The organism is Streptomyces sp. N35, assembly GCF_016464295.1.
Taxonomy (GTDB): domain Bacteria; phylum Actinomycetota; class Actinomycetes; order Streptomycetales; family Streptomycetaceae; genus Streptomyces.
On record NZ_JAEIMH010000132.1, the window covers coordinates 1 to 16,785 of the forward strand.

Here is a 16,785-nt window from a genome sequence, read left to right on the forward strand (position 1 = left end):
TGTCATACGGGCACCCCCGACGTCGACGGCGCCCCTTCGCGGGAACGGCGCCATTGCCCGTATGACAGGTACCCCGGACCGGCACCGACCCCACACGAGCCGCAGGCGACAGAGCAGGGGGCGGAGCCCCCGCCAAGGCACAGCTGGGGATTGACCCCAGCTCCCAGGTCCAGGTTCCTTGCCCCACACACCGCACCCCCATCCCGCACCCGCACCCGCACCCGCACCCGCACCCGGCAAGAAAGCGCCCGCACACCTCACCCCGCCCCCTGCCCCACCACCCGCGACAGGGACTCCACCACCGCAGGGTGGTAGTCGTGGCCCGTGCCCAGGCGTAGGCGTTCGAGGGCGGTCAGGACGCCGCTGGGGCCCGACAGGCGGGAGAGTTCGTCGTACGCGTTGGCCGTGCGGACGATGCGGGCCGTCAGGGGCTGGTCGCGGTAGGGGTCCGCCTGACGTTCCACGACCACGGCGACGTCCGAGGGGACGCCCGTCTGGCGGACCACCGCCCCGCCGAGCAGGGCGATGCGTCGTTGTTCGGCGGTGGGCAGCAGGGCCGTGGCGCCCGCCGGGATCGGGTCCACCAGGGAGAGCTGGCCGATGTCGTGCATCAGGGCCGCGTACTCGAGGACGGTCAGGTCCGCCTCCGAAAGGCCCAGGTCGCGGCCGACCGCGCAGCTCAGGACCGCGACCCGGCGGGCATGCCCCGCCGGGGTGTAGCCGGCGATCTCCGTCGCGCGGGCCAGGGAGGTGATCGTCTGGCGGTAGGTGGTGCGCACGGCGGCGTACCGGCGGAAGGCCAGCTGGGTGAGCAGGAGCGGTGCGCTGAAGACGGGGAGCGCCCACAGTCCCGCGACCGCCACCGCGAGCGCCATCACCGCCCCCGTCGCACCGACCGCCGAGCCGATCCCGACCAGCGCGCGCAGCTCGTCGCGCAGCAGCGGGCCGTACGGCCAGTGGGTACGGGCCCGGATCAGTACGGCGGACAGGACCGCGTCGCACAGGGCGGTGAGGGCGAGGACGAGCACCATCCAGACCGCGTACAGCGGCCCCTGGCCGATGAGGTCCTCCAACTCGCCCGAGTTGTAAAGGGGTTGGAAGCACACCGCGGCGAAGCCGACCGTCAGGACGCGCCGTACGAGGTGGTCGAGCGAGGGTCCGCCGCCGATCGCCACGTGCGGGACGGCGCCGGCCAGCGTCGCCGCCGAGACCACCGCGATGATCTGCAGCACACCGTGGTGCGTGGGCTCGCCGCCGCTCTCGCCGAGCAGGGCGTACGCGAGGGCCCCGGCGGCCCCGAGCGGCGCGGGTTCGCGGGCGACCGCGCCCGACACCTTGCGACCGCCCCACCGGGCCAGCTCGCCGACCGCGATGAGGATGCCGAAGGCGAGCGCGATCCCGCGTTCGGTCACGCCGTACCAGAGCGTGTGTCCGAGGGCGTACACCGCGAGCGCCCCCGCCGCGCCCGCCGCCGCCGCCACGATCACGGGCGAGCCGTACGCGCGCGTCACGGAGCCGTGCCCGTGGCGGTCTCGCGGGGCAGCGGCTGCTCCTGGAGCGGCAGCCGTGCGGGGACGGTCTCGTCCGAGGTGACCGTCGGATGCCAGCCGTGCCGGTCGAGGGCGCGCACGAGGGCCCGCACCATCTGCGGGTCGAACTGCCGCCCCGCGCACCGCTTCAGCTCGGTCAGGGCCTCGGAGACCGGCCGCGCGCGGCGGTAGGAGCGGGTCGAGGTCATGGCGTCGAAGGCGTCGGCGACGGCCACGAGCCGTGCGAACTCGGGGATCTGGCGGCCCACGAGCCCGTACGGATAGCCGCTGCCGTCGAGCCGTTCGTGGTGGTGCAGGATCGCGGTGCGCGCCTCGCCGAGGAAGCCGATGCCGCGCACCATTTCGTGCCCGTACTCGGGGTGCAGCTCGATGATCCGCCGCTCCTCGGGCGTGAGGGGTCCGTCCTTGCGGAGCAGCCGGGTGGGGACGCCGAGTTTGCCCACGTCGTGCAGGATGCCGGCGAACCGCAGCACCTCCACACGGTCGTCCGGCATCCCGAGCTCGCGGGCGATGAGCACGGACGCCTTGCCGACCCGCTCGCTGTGCCCGCGGGTGTACTCGTCCTTGATGTCCACGGCCTGCACCAGCGCGCGGATGGTGGCCTGGTGGGCGCTGCGCTCGCGGTGGTACTGCTCGAAGACCCAGTACGAGATGTACATGGGCAGCAGCACGAGAAGCGCCGCGAAGGGCCCGTACGGGCTGACCCAGAGCACCGCCATCATCAGGCCCGCGAGCCCGTGCACAAGGGTGGGTGCGAGCGCTCCCGCGAAGCCGGCGCCCGCGCTGCGTACGAGCGTGGCGAGCCGTCGTCCCGTACCGCCGACCGCCGCCAGGATGACCCCGTCGAGCACCGCCATGACCAGGCAGAACGCTCCGGCGGCAGCGGCGGCGGGCAGCAGCGCGTACGGAAAGTCGGGGGCGCCGCCCGCGCCGAGCGATGCGCGTCCGCCGAGCAGGTGGTGGGCCTGCCCGGCCGCCCAGCAGGCGAGCGCGAGCTGCCCGCCGCGCCAGATCCGGCGGGGCGCCTCGGGCCGCTGCTCGACCCGTCCGAGCAGGGCGCCGGGCACGGCGGCGAGCGCGGCGGCCGGGGCGGGGAGCAGGAAGATCGCGGCGAGCAGGACGGGGAAGAACGCGCCCATCGAGCGCGGCGCCCGCTCCCCCAGGAACGGACAGCGGGTCATCCACTCGCACATCGCGTACAGCGCGGCGAGCAGCGCCACGGCACCCCAGCGGATCCCGGGAGTGGTGACGACGGGAAGCACACAGACCGCCCCGGCGAGCGCGACCACGGCGATCAGGAGGCGCGCCGGGACAGGGATCGGCCGCATGGCGTACTCCTCCCCGTGACACCTCGACACTGCTGCGCCGTTCAAGTCCCGTACGGGTCACGGCCGTTCACACCCGTACCGAATCCGGAGAATAAAGCGGCAGACGTGGGCGAGGTGGCGGGAATCGAGGATTCGGCCGGTCAACTGTGTGGTATTGGACGCGAGTTCGCGCGTACGGCGACTGCGCCGGGTGCTAGGCCTCCGCCTGACGGTCCGCCGAGACCGGCAGATCCTGGTCGGGCACGGCCTGTCCTGAACGGATCAGATCGAGTCGCCCCATCACCTTGGCCCGCAGGTCGGCGGGCACGTCATCGCTCCCGCAGCACCGCTTGACCAGCTTCTTCACGGCCTGCTCGAGCCCGTACTTCTCCAGGCACGGGGAGCACTCCTCGAAGTGCACCTCGAACTTGGTGCAGTCGCTGTCGGGCATCTCGTGGTCCAGGAACTCATAGAGATGGTCCAGGACTTCAGAGCAATCCGTCTCGTGCGGCTCTCCGCAGCTCATGAGCCCGAGCCTTTCGTTCCGTTCGTCGACTCCGACGCACCTGCCGGTACCAGGCCACGCTCGACGGCGTAGTCCTCGAGCATGCCCCGCAGCTGGCGTCGGCCACGGTGCAGGCGGGACATCACCGTGCCGATGGGTGTACCCATGATGTCCGCGATCTCCTTGTACGCAAAGCCCTCTACGTCCGCGAGATAGACCGCGATGCGGAACTCCTCGGGAATCGCCTGGAGCGCTTCCTTCACGTCCGAGTCCGGCAGGTGGTCCAGGGCCTGCGACTCGGCGGAGCGCAGACCGGTGGACATGTGCGACTCGGCGCGCGCGAGCTGCCAGTCCTCGATCTCCTCGGAGGCGCTGCGCAGGGGTTCGCGCTGCTTCTTGCGGTACGAGTTGATGAAGGTGTTCGTGAGAATGCGGTACAGCCACGCCTTGAGGTTGGTGCCCTCACGGAACTGGTGGAAGGACGCGTACGCCTTGGCATACGTCTCCTGCACCAGGTCCTCCGCGTCCGCGGGGTTACGGGTCATCCGCAGCGCGGCGGAGTACATCTGGTCGAGGAACTCCAGCGCGTCCCGCTCGAAGCGGGCGTTGCGCTCGGTCGTCGACTCCGCTGCCTGTGCCTCGGCGGGTTCCTCCGTGTGGCCGTTGTCGGTCCCAGTGACCGGACCCACCTCCTCAAGCGTCGTCGCAGAGCCGAAACCGGCCCTGCCCGAATCGGAGGATAGACGACCAACCGGTCCGCCCGCCGCCCGGATAGGGGCGGTCTTGGCCGCGGCCAGCAGCTCACGCTCCATGTCGGAGGGGCTGGTGCGGCTCGTGCAGGCGACTGAACCCATTACGGCGAACACCCTTCATTCCGTCTTGTACCGACGCCTCCCACAACCGTCGTCAAGCCCTCAACATTCCCGCAGACCCTTGATCCACCCGGTCACCGCCCGCGTGATGAGCGCCACTGCTTCGTCCTGGCCGATCTCGGCGCGCTTGGGGACCGCGAAGCTGTGATCGCCGTACGGGATCTCGACCAGCTCGTACGGTCCCTCCGGGTACTCGGCGGGCTTGCCGAAGGGGTCGTTGCCGCCCTGGACGACGAGGGTGGGCACGCCGGATCCGAGCAGCTCGTCGGCGCGGGACTTCTCGGGCTTGCCGGGCGGGTGCAGCGGGAAGCTGAGGGCGAGCACGGCGGCGGCACCGAGTTCGGTCGCCGTACGGCAGGCCACGCGCGCCCCTGCGCTGCGGCCGCCGGCGATGACGGGGAGCTTCTTGCGCTGTACGGCGGGCCAGATGCCCCGCCACCCGAGGTCGAGCGTCTTGGGCGCGGGCGCCACCTTCTTGCCGGCCACGCGCCACGGCTGCTCGACAAGCGCGACGCTCACGCCGTGCGGCGGCAGCTCGGCGGCGAGCGCCTGCAGATCCCGCGCGTCGATCCCGCCGCCCGCGCCGTGGCTGACGGCGAGCACGAAGTCGGCGTTCTCGGCGGGGTGCCAGGTGATGCGGGCGGTCCCGGCTTCGGTCTCGACGGTTTCGGCGCGTCCGGCGGGCTCGGTCTTCTTGCCGGTCACCGGCTTCTTGTTGGTCACCGGGTCATCTTCGTACGCGCCCTGTCACAGACCCAGCAGCCAGCGCCCTCCGCCCAGCAGCGAAGCCAACGAGACGGCGTGGAAGAAGAAGAACCACAGAGCCGCCGGTACGTGGGTGAGGCGGGCCAGTTGGTCCGCGTCCGAGTCCGGTGCGCCACCGCGGCGTCGCTTGGCCTGGAGTTCGAAGGCCGGGCGTACTCCGCCGAGCAGCAGGAACCAGACGACCACGTACGCGAAGGCCGCCTGGACCTCGGGGTTCGCGAGCCACGAGATGAGGACGAAGGCACCGCCGGTGACGATCACCGTGACCGCCCCGTAGGCGTTGCGGATCATCACCAGCATCGCGACAAGGAGGGCCGTGGCCAGCCAGAGCAGGGCCGTGATGTGGTTCGCGGCGAGCAGCCAGGCGCCGCCGAGACCCAGGAGCGGGGGCGCGGTGTACCCGGCGGCGGCGGTGAGGATCATGCCGATGCCGTGCGGCTTGCCGCGGCTGACCGTCAGGCCGCTGGTGTCGCTGTGCAGCCGGATCCCCTGCAGCTGGCGCCCGCTGAGCAGGGCCACGAGTCCGTGCCCGCCCTCGTGCGCGATGGTGATCGCGTTGCGCGAGAGCACCCACAGCTGGTGGGGCAGGATCACCGCGAGCGCCACCACACCCGTGACCACCACGAGCCACTGCTCGGGGTCGGGCTGTGCGCCGAAGACGCGGTCCCAGAGGTCGGCCAGGGACGAGGCGGCGAGGCTCTGCATATACGGCATATACGGACCGGGCTCCTGTCGACTGGGCGGATCTGGCAGTGTGGCACGTATGTGCGGACGGTATGCATCCAGTCGTAAGCCCGAGGACCTCGCGACCATCTTCGAGGTCGAGAAGTGGGACCCCGAAGAGTCCCTGGCACCGGACTACAACGTGGCGCCGACCAAAGAGGTCTACGCCGTTCTGGACCGTCCTGTGAAGGACGCCGAATCACCGAGCCCGGTTCGCCAGCTGCGCAAGCTGAAGTGGGGACTCGTCCCGTCGTGGGCGAAATCACCCGAGGGCGGTGCGCGCATGATCAACGCACGGGCCGAGACCGTCCACGAGAAGCCCTCGTTCCGCAAGGCCTTCACCTCGCGCCGCTGCATCATCCCGGCCGACGGCTATTACGAGTGGGTGACCGCGGCCGGGGAGCGCGACCTGGAGGTCGAGGGCAAGAAGAAGCGGCCGCGCAAGCAGCCCTACTTCGTGACGCCGGCCGACGGCTCGGTCTTCGCCATGGCCGGCCTGTACGAGTTCTGGCGCGACCGCACCCTCGCCGACGACCATCCGCTCGCCTGGTGGGTGACCTGCTCGGTCATCACGACGGAGGCGGAGACCGGCCCGCTGGGCGTCGCGCCCGCGGACGGCCCGCAGACGCTCTCCGAGATCCACCCGCGGATGCCCCTGATGCTCACCCCGGACCGCTGGGACTCCTGGCTCGACCCGTCCCGCACATCGGCGGACGACCTGCAGTCGCTCCTCGCCCCGCCGCCGGAGGGCCTGATGCGGGCGTACCCGGTGTCGACGGCGGTGAGCAACGTACGCAACAACGGTCCGGAGCTGCTGACGGAGCTGGAGGGTCCGGAGGAGGGCACGCTGTTCTGACCTTCAGGGAACCGGGATCGAGCGGATTCCGACCGGCTCGGTCCCCGACAGCAGCACGATGTGGTTGCCGTACGCGAGCAGCGTCACGTCGCCCTTCGCCTCCGAGAACTTCGGCGAGTACCGGGGTCCGGCGGCACCGGTGGCCTTCGGGCCCTGACGCAGGTCGACGGAGGCGATCCGGCGGCCGCTGACGGGGAAGACCACCCGGTCCTCGACAATGACCGCATGGTCACCGCTCTGCCAAGGGGAGTCGGCGGTGGACCAGAGGTGGTCGCCCGTCCGGACGTCGATCCCGTTCCAGTGGGCGCAGTCGCCCTCCCAATAACACTGGCGCAGGACCAGGACTCCGGCGCCGGAAACCGTCCCTCCGCCGTAGGTGGGCTCACTTCCCGGCTCCCACAGCGTGCGCACGGCCTCGAGCGTCTCGGGGTCCGTGAGCGTGACCGGCGGGAAGTGGTCGCTCGCGCTGAAAGCGCCGTTGCAGATGAGGTGGCTGCCCCCGGTGATCAGCGCCTGGCAGTCGTGGGGGGACGTGGCGACCGTGTCGCCGGTCTCCCCGTCCCGGGCGACAGCTCTGCTTCCCGCTGTGTACAACCGGGTGCCGATCGCGACCAGTTCGGCGCCCTCGAGCTCCCGCTGCCAGAGCGCGGTTCCGGAGGCGGCCCGGTACGCGGCGACCAGACCCGGGCCGCTGGTGTTGTCCGTACTGGCGTAGACGATGCCGTGGGCCGCGTCGAGGCCGGACCCGAACTGCCGGCCCTCCGGAAGCTGCTGGGTCCAGGCGATGCCCCTGCTGCGCAGGTCGACGGCGCGAACGGTCCGGCCGCCCGCGACGAACGCGAGGCCGTCGGCGACGACGAGCTTTGCGAAGGACTGCGTCTCACCACCCTCTTCGCCGGCCTCCACCCGCCACGACACCTTCCCCGTCCCCGCCGACCGGGCCACGAGACCACCCGCACTCGTGGGGCACAGCAGCAGCTCCTCGGTGACGCCGCAGCCGTACGTCTGCTCGCCCTCGACCGGCCGCGCCGCCCAGGGGCCCCACCCTTGCGCTGCCTCGGGGCCCCTGCCTTCGCCTGCCTCGGGGCCCGTGCTTTCGCCTGCCTCGGGGCCCGTGCCGGATGCCGGCTGCCCGGCGCATCCCGCGGCGAACACGAGCAGTACGGCAGCGGCCGCGCGGGCCACCGTTCCCCTGGCCCCGGCCCGTATCGCTCCCGTCGCCGAGACGCGAGGAGCACCTGTGGTCGACGTCATCGGCACAGTGTGGTGACAGGGCTCTGGCGGATCAATGAATTCCGCAGGGGCGGGACCACATCGTGCCGTTCCGTGCGGCGAGCGGCCGTGCCGGACGCAGCGCTACGGCCGAGGCCCGGCCCCTCCGCCGCCCGCGGGTCCTTTCGATCAAGATCTGCCCCGCCGCGAGCTACTAAAGTGGGCCCCATGACCGAGAACCCCGCGCACACCACCCTCTGGCCCGCCCCCCATGCGAGCGGCGCCGTCGACACCACGGTCCACGTGCCCGGTTCCAAGTCGGTCACCAACCGCGCTCTCGTGCTGGCCGCTCTGGCCGCCGAGCCCGGCTGGATCCGCCGTCCGCTGCGCAGCCGCGACACCCTTCTGATGGCCGGTGCGCTGCGCGCCCTCGGTGTGGGCATCGAGGAGGGCGTCGGCCCGGACGGCTCGGGTGAGGTCTGGCGGGTGATCCCGTCGGGTCTGGCCGGTCCGGCCACGGTCGATGTCGGCAACGCCGGTACGGTCATGCGCTTCCTGCCGCCCGTCGCCACCCTCGCCGACGGCGACATCCGCTTCGACGGCGACCCGCGTTCTTATGAGCGCCCGCTGCACGGCGTGATCGACGCCCTGCGCGCTCTCGGCGCCCGCATCGACGACCAGGGCCGCGGCTCACTGCCCCTGACCGTGCACGGCGGCGGCGCCCTCGACGGCGGCACCGTCGAGATCGACGCGTCCAGTTCCTCGCAGTTCGTCTCCGCTCTGCTGCTCTCGGGCCCGCGCTTCAACCAGGGCGTCGAGGTACGGCACACCGGCGAGCGGCTGCCGTCCATGCCGCACATCCGGATGACCGTCGACATGCTGCGCGCCGTCGGCGTGCAGGTCGACGAGCCCGAGACCGGCGGCGAGCCCAACGTCTGGCGGGTCACGCCGGGCGCCCTGCTCGGCCGCGACCTGGTCATCGAGCCGGACCTGTCCAACGCCCAGCCGTTCCTCGCCGCGGCCCTGGTCACGGGCGGCCGCGTGGTCATCCCGGACTGGCCCGCGCACACCACGCAGCCCGGTGACGCGCTGCGCGAGATCTTCACGGAGATGGGCGGTTCCTGCGAACTGACCGAGCAGGGCCTGGTGTTCACCGGCTCCGGACAGATCCACGGCATCGACATCGACCTGGGCGAGGTCGGCGAGCTGACCCCCGGCATCGCCGCCGTCGCGGCCCTGGCCGACTCCCCCTCCACGCTGCGCGGCGTCGCCCATCTGCGCCTGCACGAGACGGACCGCCTGGCCGCGCTCACCAAGGAGATCAACGAGCTCGGCGGCGATGTCACCGAGACCGCCGACGGCCTGCACATCCGCCCGCGCCGGCTGCACGGCGGCATCTTCCACACCTACGACGACCACCGGATGGCCACGGCCGGGGCGGTGCTCGGCCTCGCCGTGGACGGCGTGCAGATCGAGAACGTGGCGACCACCGCCAAGACCCTGCCCGACTTCCCCGCGATGTGGACCGGGATGCTGACCGGGGCGGCCAGGGCGTAGGGGACCAGCGCCATGCGTCGCTACAGCAAGCACACCGACGAGGACGACATCCGTCAGCGCCCGGGCCGCAAGGGCACCCGGCCGCGGACGAACATCCGCCCCAAGCACGAGGACGCGGCCTCGGGCATGGTCCTCACCGTGGACCGCGGCCGGCTCACCTGCCTGGTCGGCGACCGCGTGATCCTCGCGATGAAGGCCCGCGAACTGGGCCGCAAGGCGGCGGTGGTCGGCGACCGGGTCGCGCTCGTCGGGGACATGTCCGGCAAGAAGGACACCCTTGCGCGCATCGTCCGTATCGAGGAGCGCTCCTCGGTGCTGCGCCGCACGGCCGACGACGACGATCCGTACGAGCGCATCGTCGTCGCCAACGCCGACCAGCTCGCCATCGTCACCGCACTCGCCGACCCCGAGCCGCGCCCGCGCCTGATCGACCGCTGCCTCGTCGCCGCGTTCGACGCGGGCCTCAAGCCGCTGCTCGTCCTCACCAAGTCGGATCTGGCCCCGCCGGACAAGCTTCTCGAGGCATACGGGGCGCTCGATTTCCCGTACGTCGTGACCAGCCGCGACGAGCTGGAGAACGGTGACGCGGCCGACCGCGTACGCGAGTTCCTCGCCGGCCGTACGACCGCGTTCGTCGGCCACTCCGGCGTGGGCAAGACGACGCTGGTGAACGCCCTGGTCCCGGAGGACCGCAAGCGGGTCACCGGCCATGTCAACGCGGTCACCGGACGCGGCCGGCACACCACCACCTCGGCCCTCGCGCTCCCGCTGGCGGACGCGCAGGGATGGGTGATCGACACCCCGGGCGTACGGTCCTTCGGACTGCACCACGTCGACGCGTCACGCGTCATCCACGCGTTCCCGGACCTGGAACCGGGAACCGAAGGCTGTCCGCGTGCGTGCAGTCATGACGAGCCCGACTGCGCTCTGGACGCCTGGGTCGAGGAGGGCCACGCGGACCCGGCACGCCTGTACTCCCTGCGCCGCCTGCTCTCCACCCGGGAGCGACGCGAAGGCGACTAGGGGTCTGGACACACGCTCCACCTCAACCTTGTTTGCGCGCGCTGCGTCCCGGTAAGTGCATAATCGCACCAAGTCAAAAGCAGTGGGCGACGAGGCCGGCTGAGCGGTCACGAGGTTCTGGAGGCACACACCATGGCGTGGCTGCTGGTCATCGTCGCCGGACTGCTCGAAACAGGGTTCGCGGTGTGCCTCAAGCTCTCCCACGGCTTCACCCGCCTGTGGCCGACGATCTCGTTCGCCGTCTTCGCGCTGAGCAGCTTCGGACTGCTGACCCTCGCGCTCAGGCGCCTGGACGTCGGCCCGGCGTACGCGGTGTGGACGGGCATCGGCGCTGCCGGCACCGCCATCTACGGGATGATCTTCCTCGGCGATGTGGTGTCCACGCTGAAGCTGGTGTCGATCTCACTGGTGATCGTGGGCGTGATCGGGCTCCAGCTGTCGGGCAGCGCGCACTGAGCCTGGACGGGTTCACCGCGCGCGTAAGAACGTCACGGTGTGGACGTCACCCCCAGCGCCTCCCGCACCAACTGCCCCACCCCGCCCTCCCCCAACGGCGCGATCACGCACGACAGGGCGAGCCGCAGGGCGAGTTCGCACTCCTGGTGAGCCCGTAAGGTCTCGTTCCTGACCGCGCCCGGCGCGATCCGGGTGGCCACCGCGCGGTCCCGTACGACCGCCACCACGTCCGCGGGCGACGGCAGCGCGCCGTCGGCCCGGCGCTGCGCGGGCACCGGCGAGGTCGACGGGATCGCCGAGAGCGGGGGCGCGGGCAGGCGGGGGCCCCAGCAGCCGGTCAGGACTGCCCGGATCAGCGCGTTCGTACGGGCCGCCGCGACGGTCCACTCCGCGAGCCGCGGCAGACCGCCCTCGGCGAGCGCGCGGTCGGCGCCCGCCAGATACGCGTCCGTCTCACGCCGTACGAGCGCACGGGCCAGACCGTCCTTGGAGCCGAACTCGTTGTAGAGGGTCTGCCGCGAGACGCCGGCGACGGCGGCCACGTCGACCATCCGGACCGTGGACCAGGACCTGCGCTGCAGCGCGGTGTACGCCGCGTCGAGCAAGGACTCCCGTGCTGCGGGCATGGTCGCCTCCCCGTGCCGGGCCGCTATGGGGAGAGTTGACTCGCCCGCACGCACTGTCAAGAGGGCCGGAGGCAACCCGCCCGTCCCGTCGCCCACGGGGCCATGTGGTCCATGAGGTACACGATCGCTACTGTTCGACCATGCCCGACTACCACGATGATCTGCGTCTCGCCCATGTCCTCGCCGACGCCGCGGACCGCGCCACCATGGCCCGGTTCAAGGCCCTCGACCTCAAAGTCGAGACGAAGCCGGACATGACGCCGGTCAGCGAGGCGGACAAGGCCGCCGAGGAGCTGATCCGCGGACAGCTCCAGCGGGCGCGGCCGCGCGACGCGATCCTCGGCGAGGAGTACGGCGTCGAGGGCACGGGCCCGCGCCGCTGGGTGATCGACCCGATCGACGGCACCAAGAACTATGTGCGCGGCGTGCCGGTCTGGGCCACCCTGATCTCCCTGATGGAGGCCGGCGAGGGCGGCTACCAGCCGGTCGTCGGCGTGGTCTCGGCCCCCGCGCTCAACCGGCGCTGGTGGGCCGCGAAGGGCGGCGGTGCCTACACCGGCCGCAGCCTCACCTCGGCCACCCGGCTGCGGGTCTCGAAGGTGAGCCGGATCCAGGACGCCTCGTTCGCGTACTCCTCGCTGACCGGCTGGGAGCAGCGCGGGCAGCTCGACGGGTTCATGGAGCTGCAGCGAGCGGTGTGGCGCACGCGGGGATACGGCGATTTCTGGCCGTACATGATGGTCGCCGAAGGCTCCATCGACATCTGCGCCGAACCCGAGCTCTCCCTGTGGGACATGGCGGCCTGCGCGGCCGTGGTGGCCGAGGCGGGCGGCACGTTCACCGGCCTCGACGGGCAGCCGGGACCGCACAGCGGCAATGCCGCGGCCTCGAACGGGCTGCTCCACGACGAGCTGCTCGGATACCTGAACCAGCAGTACTGAAACACCGGCGACCAGCGGCATCGAGGCACCGGGCCGCCCTGCCGACGCACCCCGGTCGGCGGGTGTGCACCTCGCACGCCCTCAACTAGCCGCGCGCTCCCCCTTGTTGACCATCTCTTGACCTGCCACGCTGAGCCTACCCCCACATTGTGAACTTGTGAATCCATTCTCTAAGAGGGTGGGTTCACGACTAGGAGGTGGCTTCAGCCCATGCTCGTCCGTGACGCCATGAGCACGATGGTCCTGACCATCGGACCCGACCACACCCTCCGCCAGGCCGCGCGCCTGATGTCCGCACGCCATGTCGGCGCGGCCGTCGTCCTCGACGTCGACGCCGACGGGATCGGCATCCTGACCGAACGCGACATCCTCAACTCCCTCGGTGCCGGACAGAACCCGGATTTCGAGACCGCGGGACGCCACACCACCACCGACGTCGTCTACGCCGCACCCGCCTGGACCCTGGAGGACGCCGCCGAGGCGATGGCACACGGCGGCTTCCGGCATCTGATCGTGCTCGACGAGCGTGAGCCCGTGGGCATCGTGTCCGTGCGCGACATCATCCGCTGCTGGGCACCCAGCCGCCGGCACAGCACGCTGGCGAGCTAGCCCCGGCCTTGCCCCCCCTTGTCCCGGGCCCAACCGGGGGAAGGTTCCAAAGCACACCCATTTGGGGGCCGGGACCCTTGAACTGTTAGGGTTCTGGCCATGAGTGACCTCCTGAATCGACTGCGCGGACGCGGCTGGCGCATGACCGCCCAGCGGCGCGTCGTGGCCGAGGTCCTCGACGGCGACCACATGCATCTGACCGCCGACGAGGTGCACGCGCGTGCCGCCGCCCGGCTCCCGGAGATCTCCCGCGCCACCGTCTACAACACGCTCGGCGAGCTGGTCTCGCTCGGCGAGGTCCTCGAGGTCTCGACGGACCGCCGCGCCAAGCGGTACGACCCCAACGCCCACCGCCCGCACCAGCACCTGGTGTGCGCGCAGTGCGGCGCGATCCGTGACGTCCACCCGGCGGGCAACCCGCTGGCCGACCTCCCGGACGCGGAGCGCTTCGGCTTCACGATCTCCAACGTCGAGGTGACCTACCGGGGCATCTGCCCGGACTGCGCCGCCTGACCCTCACGGTCCGCGCATAAGCCCCCGCATCCGGGATGCGGGGGCTTTTCGCGTGCCCACCCGGCCGGGCACGCTCACACTCCCCTGCCACCGCGACCGTGCGCATGCCCCGTACAACCATCAAGTCCCCACCCCCTTCCAGAATCTGACGGACCGTCATATCGTCGTCGGCGGCCGAAACTCACCGTTGCACTCCGCAAGGCAGATTCCGCAAGGAGACCCCGTGGGAGACCCGCACCCGACCCCACCGCAGCAGCACGAGCACCAGCACCAGCCGCCCAAACTGCACGCCACCGACCTCACCCGCACCTTCGGACGCGGCCCGAAGCAGGTGAACGCGCTCGGTCCGGTCGATCTCGCCATCGCCCCGGGCGAGTTCACCTGCATCGTCGGACCGTCCGGCTGCGGAAAGTCCACGCTGCTCAGGATCGCCGCCGGGCTGCTCAGGCCCAGCGCGGGGACCCTTGAGATACGCACGTCGAGCCCGCGCCCCGCCGCGATGATCTTCCAGGACTACGGCATCTACGACTGGAAGACCGTCCTGGCCAACGTCCGCTTCGGACTCGACATCCAGCGCGTCCCCCGCAAGGAGGCCGACGCCCGCGCCCGCGACTGGCTGGTCCGCATGGGCCTCGCCGACTTCGCCGACGCCTACCCCGCGGCGCTCTCCGGCGGCATGCGCCAGCGCGTCGCGATCGCCCGCGCCCTCGCCGTCGAGCCGGAGATCCTGCTGATGGACGAGCCGTTCGCCGCGCTCGACGCCCAGCTGCGCACGATCCTCCAGGACGAGCTCCTGGAGCTCACCCAGACCACCCGCACCACGACCCTCTTCATCACCCACAGCCTGGAGGAGGCGATCGTGCTCGGCGACCGGGTCCTGGTGATGTCCGCGCGCCCCGGCCGCGTGATCGCCGAGCGGCGCCCGCCGTTCGAGCGGCCCCGCTCGGGAGCCGTCCGCGACACCCCTGAATTCACCGCCCTGAAGAGCGAGTTGTGGGAGCTCCTGCGCGGCGAGGTCCGTACGGAGGCGGTGCCGGCATGAGTCTCACCAAGAACACCAAGAACACCAAGAAGACCAAGACCACCAGGAGCCCCGGCAAGGAGACCGAGGGCATCCTCGTCCGCAAGCCGGGCCCGCAGGAGCTCCAGCCCGCCCGCACCCACCGGCGCCGGCGCACCTTGGAGATCTCGCTCGCCATCGCCGTGCCCGTCGCCCTCGTCCTGCTGTGGCAACTGGCCGCCGTGCAGGGCTGGATCGACGACCGCATCTATCCCGCCCCGCAGACGATCATCGAGGACGGCTGGGAGCGCGCCGCCGACGGAGAGCTGTGGCCGGACGTCTGGGCCACACTCAAACGCGTACTGGCCGGCTATGCGATCGGCACCGTCGCGGGCTATGTGCTCGGCCTCCTGATGGGCTCACTCTCCCTCGTACGCGCGGCACTCGAGCCCCTCCTCGACGCGCTCTACGTCGTACCGAAGCTGGCTCTGCTGCCCATCTTCCTCAACATGTTCGGGCTCGGCGAGGGACCGCAGATCGCGCTGGTCGCCGCGACCGTGTTCTTCTTCGTGTGGATCTCCACCATGGCCGCCGTGCTCGCCGTACCGGACGGCCACCGCGACGCCGGACAGGTCTTCGGCGCCTCGCCCTGGCAGATGTTCCGGCACGTCCTGCTGCCCGCCTCGCTGCCCGCGGTCCTGGTCGGCGCGCGGATCGCGGCCGGTGTCGCGGTCCTGGTGATCGTCGCCTCGGAGTCCATCGCCGCGTCCGACGGCCTCGGGCATCTGATCTTCGACTCGCGGGCGCTCTTCCAGAACGACGTGATGTTCGTCGGCATCGTCTGCGTCGCCGTGCTCGGCGTCGTCTTCTCCGAACTGGTCCGCATCGCCGGGCGGTTCCTCACCCCCTGGGCGCCACGCGACCGCGGCCGCGGCCAGTCCTGATCGAGTTTCCGCCCGTACGTACGGAGGCACTGCATGCACACCCGCAAGTCGATCCCCGCGCTGCTCCTGGCAGGTGCCCTGCTCGCGTCCACGGCCTGCGCCAAGGAGGACGACGCACCCGCGCAGTCCGCGAAACCCCGGGACATCAAGGCCGTCGAGGGCTGCGGCGAGAACGGCTGGACCGACCCGGCCGACCTAGCCGAGGACCGCAAGCCCGCCCGCTGCGACAAGGGCGCACCGGCCCCGCAGCCGCTGAAGAAGGAACGCAAGCTGGTCGTGGCGACCGGCACGCTGAGCGCGGAGTACGTGGCACCGCTCCAAGTGGCCGTGCAGAAGGGCGAGTTCAAGAAGGAAGGCCTCGATGTCGAGCTGAAGGTGCTGCCGACCCCGGACGCCCTGCCGCTGCTCGCCAAGGGCGATATCGACGCCCAGTGGGCCGCGCCCGAGGCGGCCGTGATGAACGGCATCAACGGCGGCTTCGACATCAAGTGGGTGGCCGGCAACTTCTCGCCCGACCCCAAGTCCAAGAGCGGCCTGTGGGTGCGGCTCAAGGACGGCGAGACCGCCACGAAGGTGCCGATGGCCGGCCGCAAGCTCGGCACGATGATCGGCAAGGGCTCGGTGATCGCGTACCCGATGAGCAAGGCGCTCACGCAGCACGGCGGCGGGCTCGACAAGGTGGACTTCCGCCAGCTGGGCTCGGCGGACGTCCTGACCGCCCTGGAGAACGGCGGCGTGGACTCGGCCTGGCTGCTCGACCCGGTGTGGCGGAAGGTCGACGGGAAGGACGAGTTCGCGTTCCTCGGCGGGCAACCGCTGGGTGAGCCCTTGGGCGGCGCTCTGTTCGGACCGAATCTGCTCACCGAGGACAAGGACGCCGGGGTGGCCTTCCTGCGCGCGTACGTCCGCACGATCAACACGTACTTCGCGGGCGACTACAAATCCGATCCGGCCTTCGTCACGGAGCTGGCGAAGCTCCTGAAGATCGACGAGGCGATCGTGAAGTCGACGCCGTCGCTGCGGATGGACTGGGAGCTGCGCAAGGGGACCACGGACCGGCTGCAGGACGCGTACGCGGAGGCCGGGGTCGCGGAGGGCGACCGGGTGCCGGAGGACAAGGCCGTGGACCGGTCCTTCTACGCGGAGGCGGTCGGGCACAAGAACTGAGCGGCAGGAGGCGGTCGGGCAAAAGAACTGAGCGGCACGACTGAGCACATGGAAGAGCGGCACGGCTGAGCACATGAAGAAGGCTCGGATCCTGAGGATCCCGGCCTTCTTCATTCAGTAGCGGGGACAGGATTTGAACCTGCGACCTCTGGGTTTTGA

At 71.1% G+C, this 16,785-nt stretch carries 18 protein-coding genes; 10 read left to right on the plus strand and 8 right to left on the minus strand.

Annotation, left to right across the window (positions count from 1 at the left end):
* Positions 1-257: 257 nt before the first annotated feature.
* The 6 genes from JAO81_RS39495 to JAO81_RS39520 all read right to left on the minus strand — a co-directional run bounded on the left by JAO81_RS39495 (position 258) and on the right by JAO81_RS39520 (position 5,704).
* Positions 258-1,511 (minus strand): HD-GYP domain-containing protein, encoded by a 1,254-nt coding sequence (locus tag JAO81_RS39495; protein ID WP_374194415.1) that lies wholly within the window; start codon positions 1,509-1,511, stop codon positions 258-260.
* Positions 1,508-2,878: an HD-GYP domain-containing protein gene (locus JAO81_RS39500; RefSeq protein ID WP_199552838.1), complete on the minus strand. Its 1,371-nt coding sequence runs from the start codon at positions 2,876-2,878 to the stop codon at positions 1,508-1,510. Before JAO81_RS39500 ends, JAO81_RS39495 begins: the two co-directional genes overlap by 4 nt.
* A gap of 193 nt (positions 2,879-3,071) precedes the next feature.
* Positions 3,072-3,383 (minus strand): mycothiol system anti-sigma-R factor, encoded by a 312-nt coding sequence (rsrA, locus tag JAO81_RS39505; RefSeq protein WP_199552839.1) that lies wholly within the window; start codon positions 3,381-3,383, stop codon positions 3,072-3,074.
* Entirely contained in the window at positions 3,380-4,051 is a 672-nt protein-coding gene (locus tag JAO81_RS39510; RefSeq protein WP_199552840.1) for a sigma-70 family RNA polymerase sigma factor, read from the minus strand. The genes rsrA and JAO81_RS39510 overlap by 4 nt, the downstream gene beginning before the upstream one ends.
* Before the next feature lie 225 nt (positions 4,052-4,276).
* A complete protein-coding gene (locus tag JAO81_RS39515) occupies positions 4,277-4,957 on the minus strand; it encodes an alpha/beta family hydrolase (protein WP_307814168.1) in 681 nt (226 codons plus the stop codon).
* A gap of 24 nt (positions 4,958-4,981) precedes the next feature.
* Positions 4,982-5,704 carry a M50 family metallopeptidase gene (locus JAO81_RS39520; RefSeq protein WP_199552854.1) on the minus strand — a complete coding sequence of 241 codons (723 nt, stop codon included), beginning with the start codon at positions 5,702-5,704 and terminating at the stop codon, positions 4,982-4,984.
* Positions 5,705-5,762: 58 nt separating this feature from the next.
* On the opposite strand from JAO81_RS39520, the gene JAO81_RS39525 reads away from it, so the two are divergent.
* On the plus strand, positions 5,763-6,578 hold the full coding sequence (locus JAO81_RS39525; protein ID WP_199552841.1) for an SOS response-associated peptidase: 816 nt from the start codon (positions 5,763-5,765) through the stop codon (positions 6,576-6,578).
* A gap of 3 nt (positions 6,579-6,581) precedes the next feature.
* On the opposite strand, the gene JAO81_RS39530 is transcribed toward JAO81_RS39525, so the two are convergent.
* Positions 6,582-7,832 (minus strand): PQQ-binding-like beta-propeller repeat protein, encoded by a 1,251-nt coding sequence (locus JAO81_RS39530; RefSeq protein WP_199552842.1) that lies wholly within the window; start codon positions 7,830-7,832, stop codon positions 6,582-6,584.
* 186 nt (positions 7,833-8,018) lie between these two features.
* Between JAO81_RS39530 and aroA the strand changes: the two genes are divergently transcribed.
* The 3 genes from aroA (at position 8,019) to JAO81_RS39545 (ending at position 10,826) form a co-directional block, all read left to right on the plus strand.
* Positions 8,019-9,347 carry a 3-phosphoshikimate 1-carboxyvinyltransferase gene (aroA, locus tag JAO81_RS39535; protein WP_199552843.1) on the plus strand — a complete coding sequence of 443 codons (1,329 nt, stop codon included), beginning with the start codon at positions 8,019-8,021 and terminating at the stop codon, positions 9,345-9,347.
* Positions 9,348-9,359: 12 nt separating this feature from the next.
* Positions 9,360-10,370, plus strand: a complete 1,011-nt coding sequence (gene rsgA, locus JAO81_RS39540; protein WP_199552844.1) for a ribosome small subunit-dependent GTPase A — start codon at positions 9,360-9,362, stop codon at positions 10,368-10,370.
* A gap of 132 nt (positions 10,371-10,502) precedes the next feature.
* Positions 10,503-10,826: a multidrug efflux SMR transporter gene (locus tag JAO81_RS39545; RefSeq protein ID WP_165336537.1), complete on the plus strand. Its 324-nt coding sequence runs from the start codon at positions 10,503-10,505 to the stop codon at positions 10,824-10,826.
* A gap of 32 nt (positions 10,827-10,858) precedes the next feature.
* On the opposite strand, the gene JAO81_RS39550 is transcribed toward JAO81_RS39545, so the two are convergent.
* Entirely contained in the window at positions 10,859-11,452 is a 594-nt protein-coding gene (locus JAO81_RS39550; RefSeq protein ID WP_199552845.1) for a TetR/AcrR family transcriptional regulator, read from the minus strand.
* A gap of 140 nt (positions 11,453-11,592) precedes the next feature.
* Between JAO81_RS39550 and hisN the strand changes: the two genes are divergently transcribed.
* The 6 genes from hisN to JAO81_RS39580 all read left to right on the plus strand — a co-directional run bounded on the left by hisN (position 11,593) and on the right by JAO81_RS39580 (position 16,626).
* Positions 11,593-12,393, plus strand: coding sequence for a histidinol-phosphatase (gene hisN / locus JAO81_RS39555; RefSeq protein ID WP_199552846.1), 801 nt, complete (start codon positions 11,593-11,595; stop codon positions 12,391-12,393).
* A 210-nt stretch (positions 12,394-12,603) separates the two neighbouring features.
* Complete coding sequence (locus tag JAO81_RS39560) at positions 12,604-13,002, plus strand: cyclic nucleotide-binding/CBS domain-containing protein (protein ID WP_199552847.1); 399 nt, start codon at positions 12,604-12,606, stop codon at positions 13,000-13,002.
* A gap of 99 nt (positions 13,003-13,101) precedes the next feature.
* A complete protein-coding gene (locus JAO81_RS39565) occupies positions 13,102-13,515 on the plus strand; it encodes a Fur family transcriptional regulator (RefSeq protein ID WP_199552848.1) in 414 nt (137 codons plus the stop codon).
* A 223-nt stretch (positions 13,516-13,738) separates the two neighbouring features.
* On the plus strand, positions 13,739-14,557 hold the full coding sequence (locus JAO81_RS39570; RefSeq protein WP_199552849.1) for an ABC transporter ATP-binding protein: 819 nt from the start codon (positions 13,739-13,741) through the stop codon (positions 14,555-14,557).
* Positions 14,554-15,459, plus strand: coding sequence for an ABC transporter permease (locus JAO81_RS39575; protein ID WP_199552850.1), 906 nt, complete (start codon positions 14,554-14,556; stop codon positions 15,457-15,459). Before JAO81_RS39570 ends, JAO81_RS39575 begins: the two co-directional genes overlap by 4 nt.
* Before the next feature lie 33 nt (positions 15,460-15,492).
* Positions 15,493-16,626, plus strand: coding sequence for an ABC transporter substrate-binding protein (locus JAO81_RS39580; RefSeq protein ID WP_199552851.1), 1,134 nt, complete (start codon positions 15,493-15,495; stop codon positions 16,624-16,626).
* The last annotated feature ends 159 nt before the right edge of the window (positions 16,627-16,785 follow it).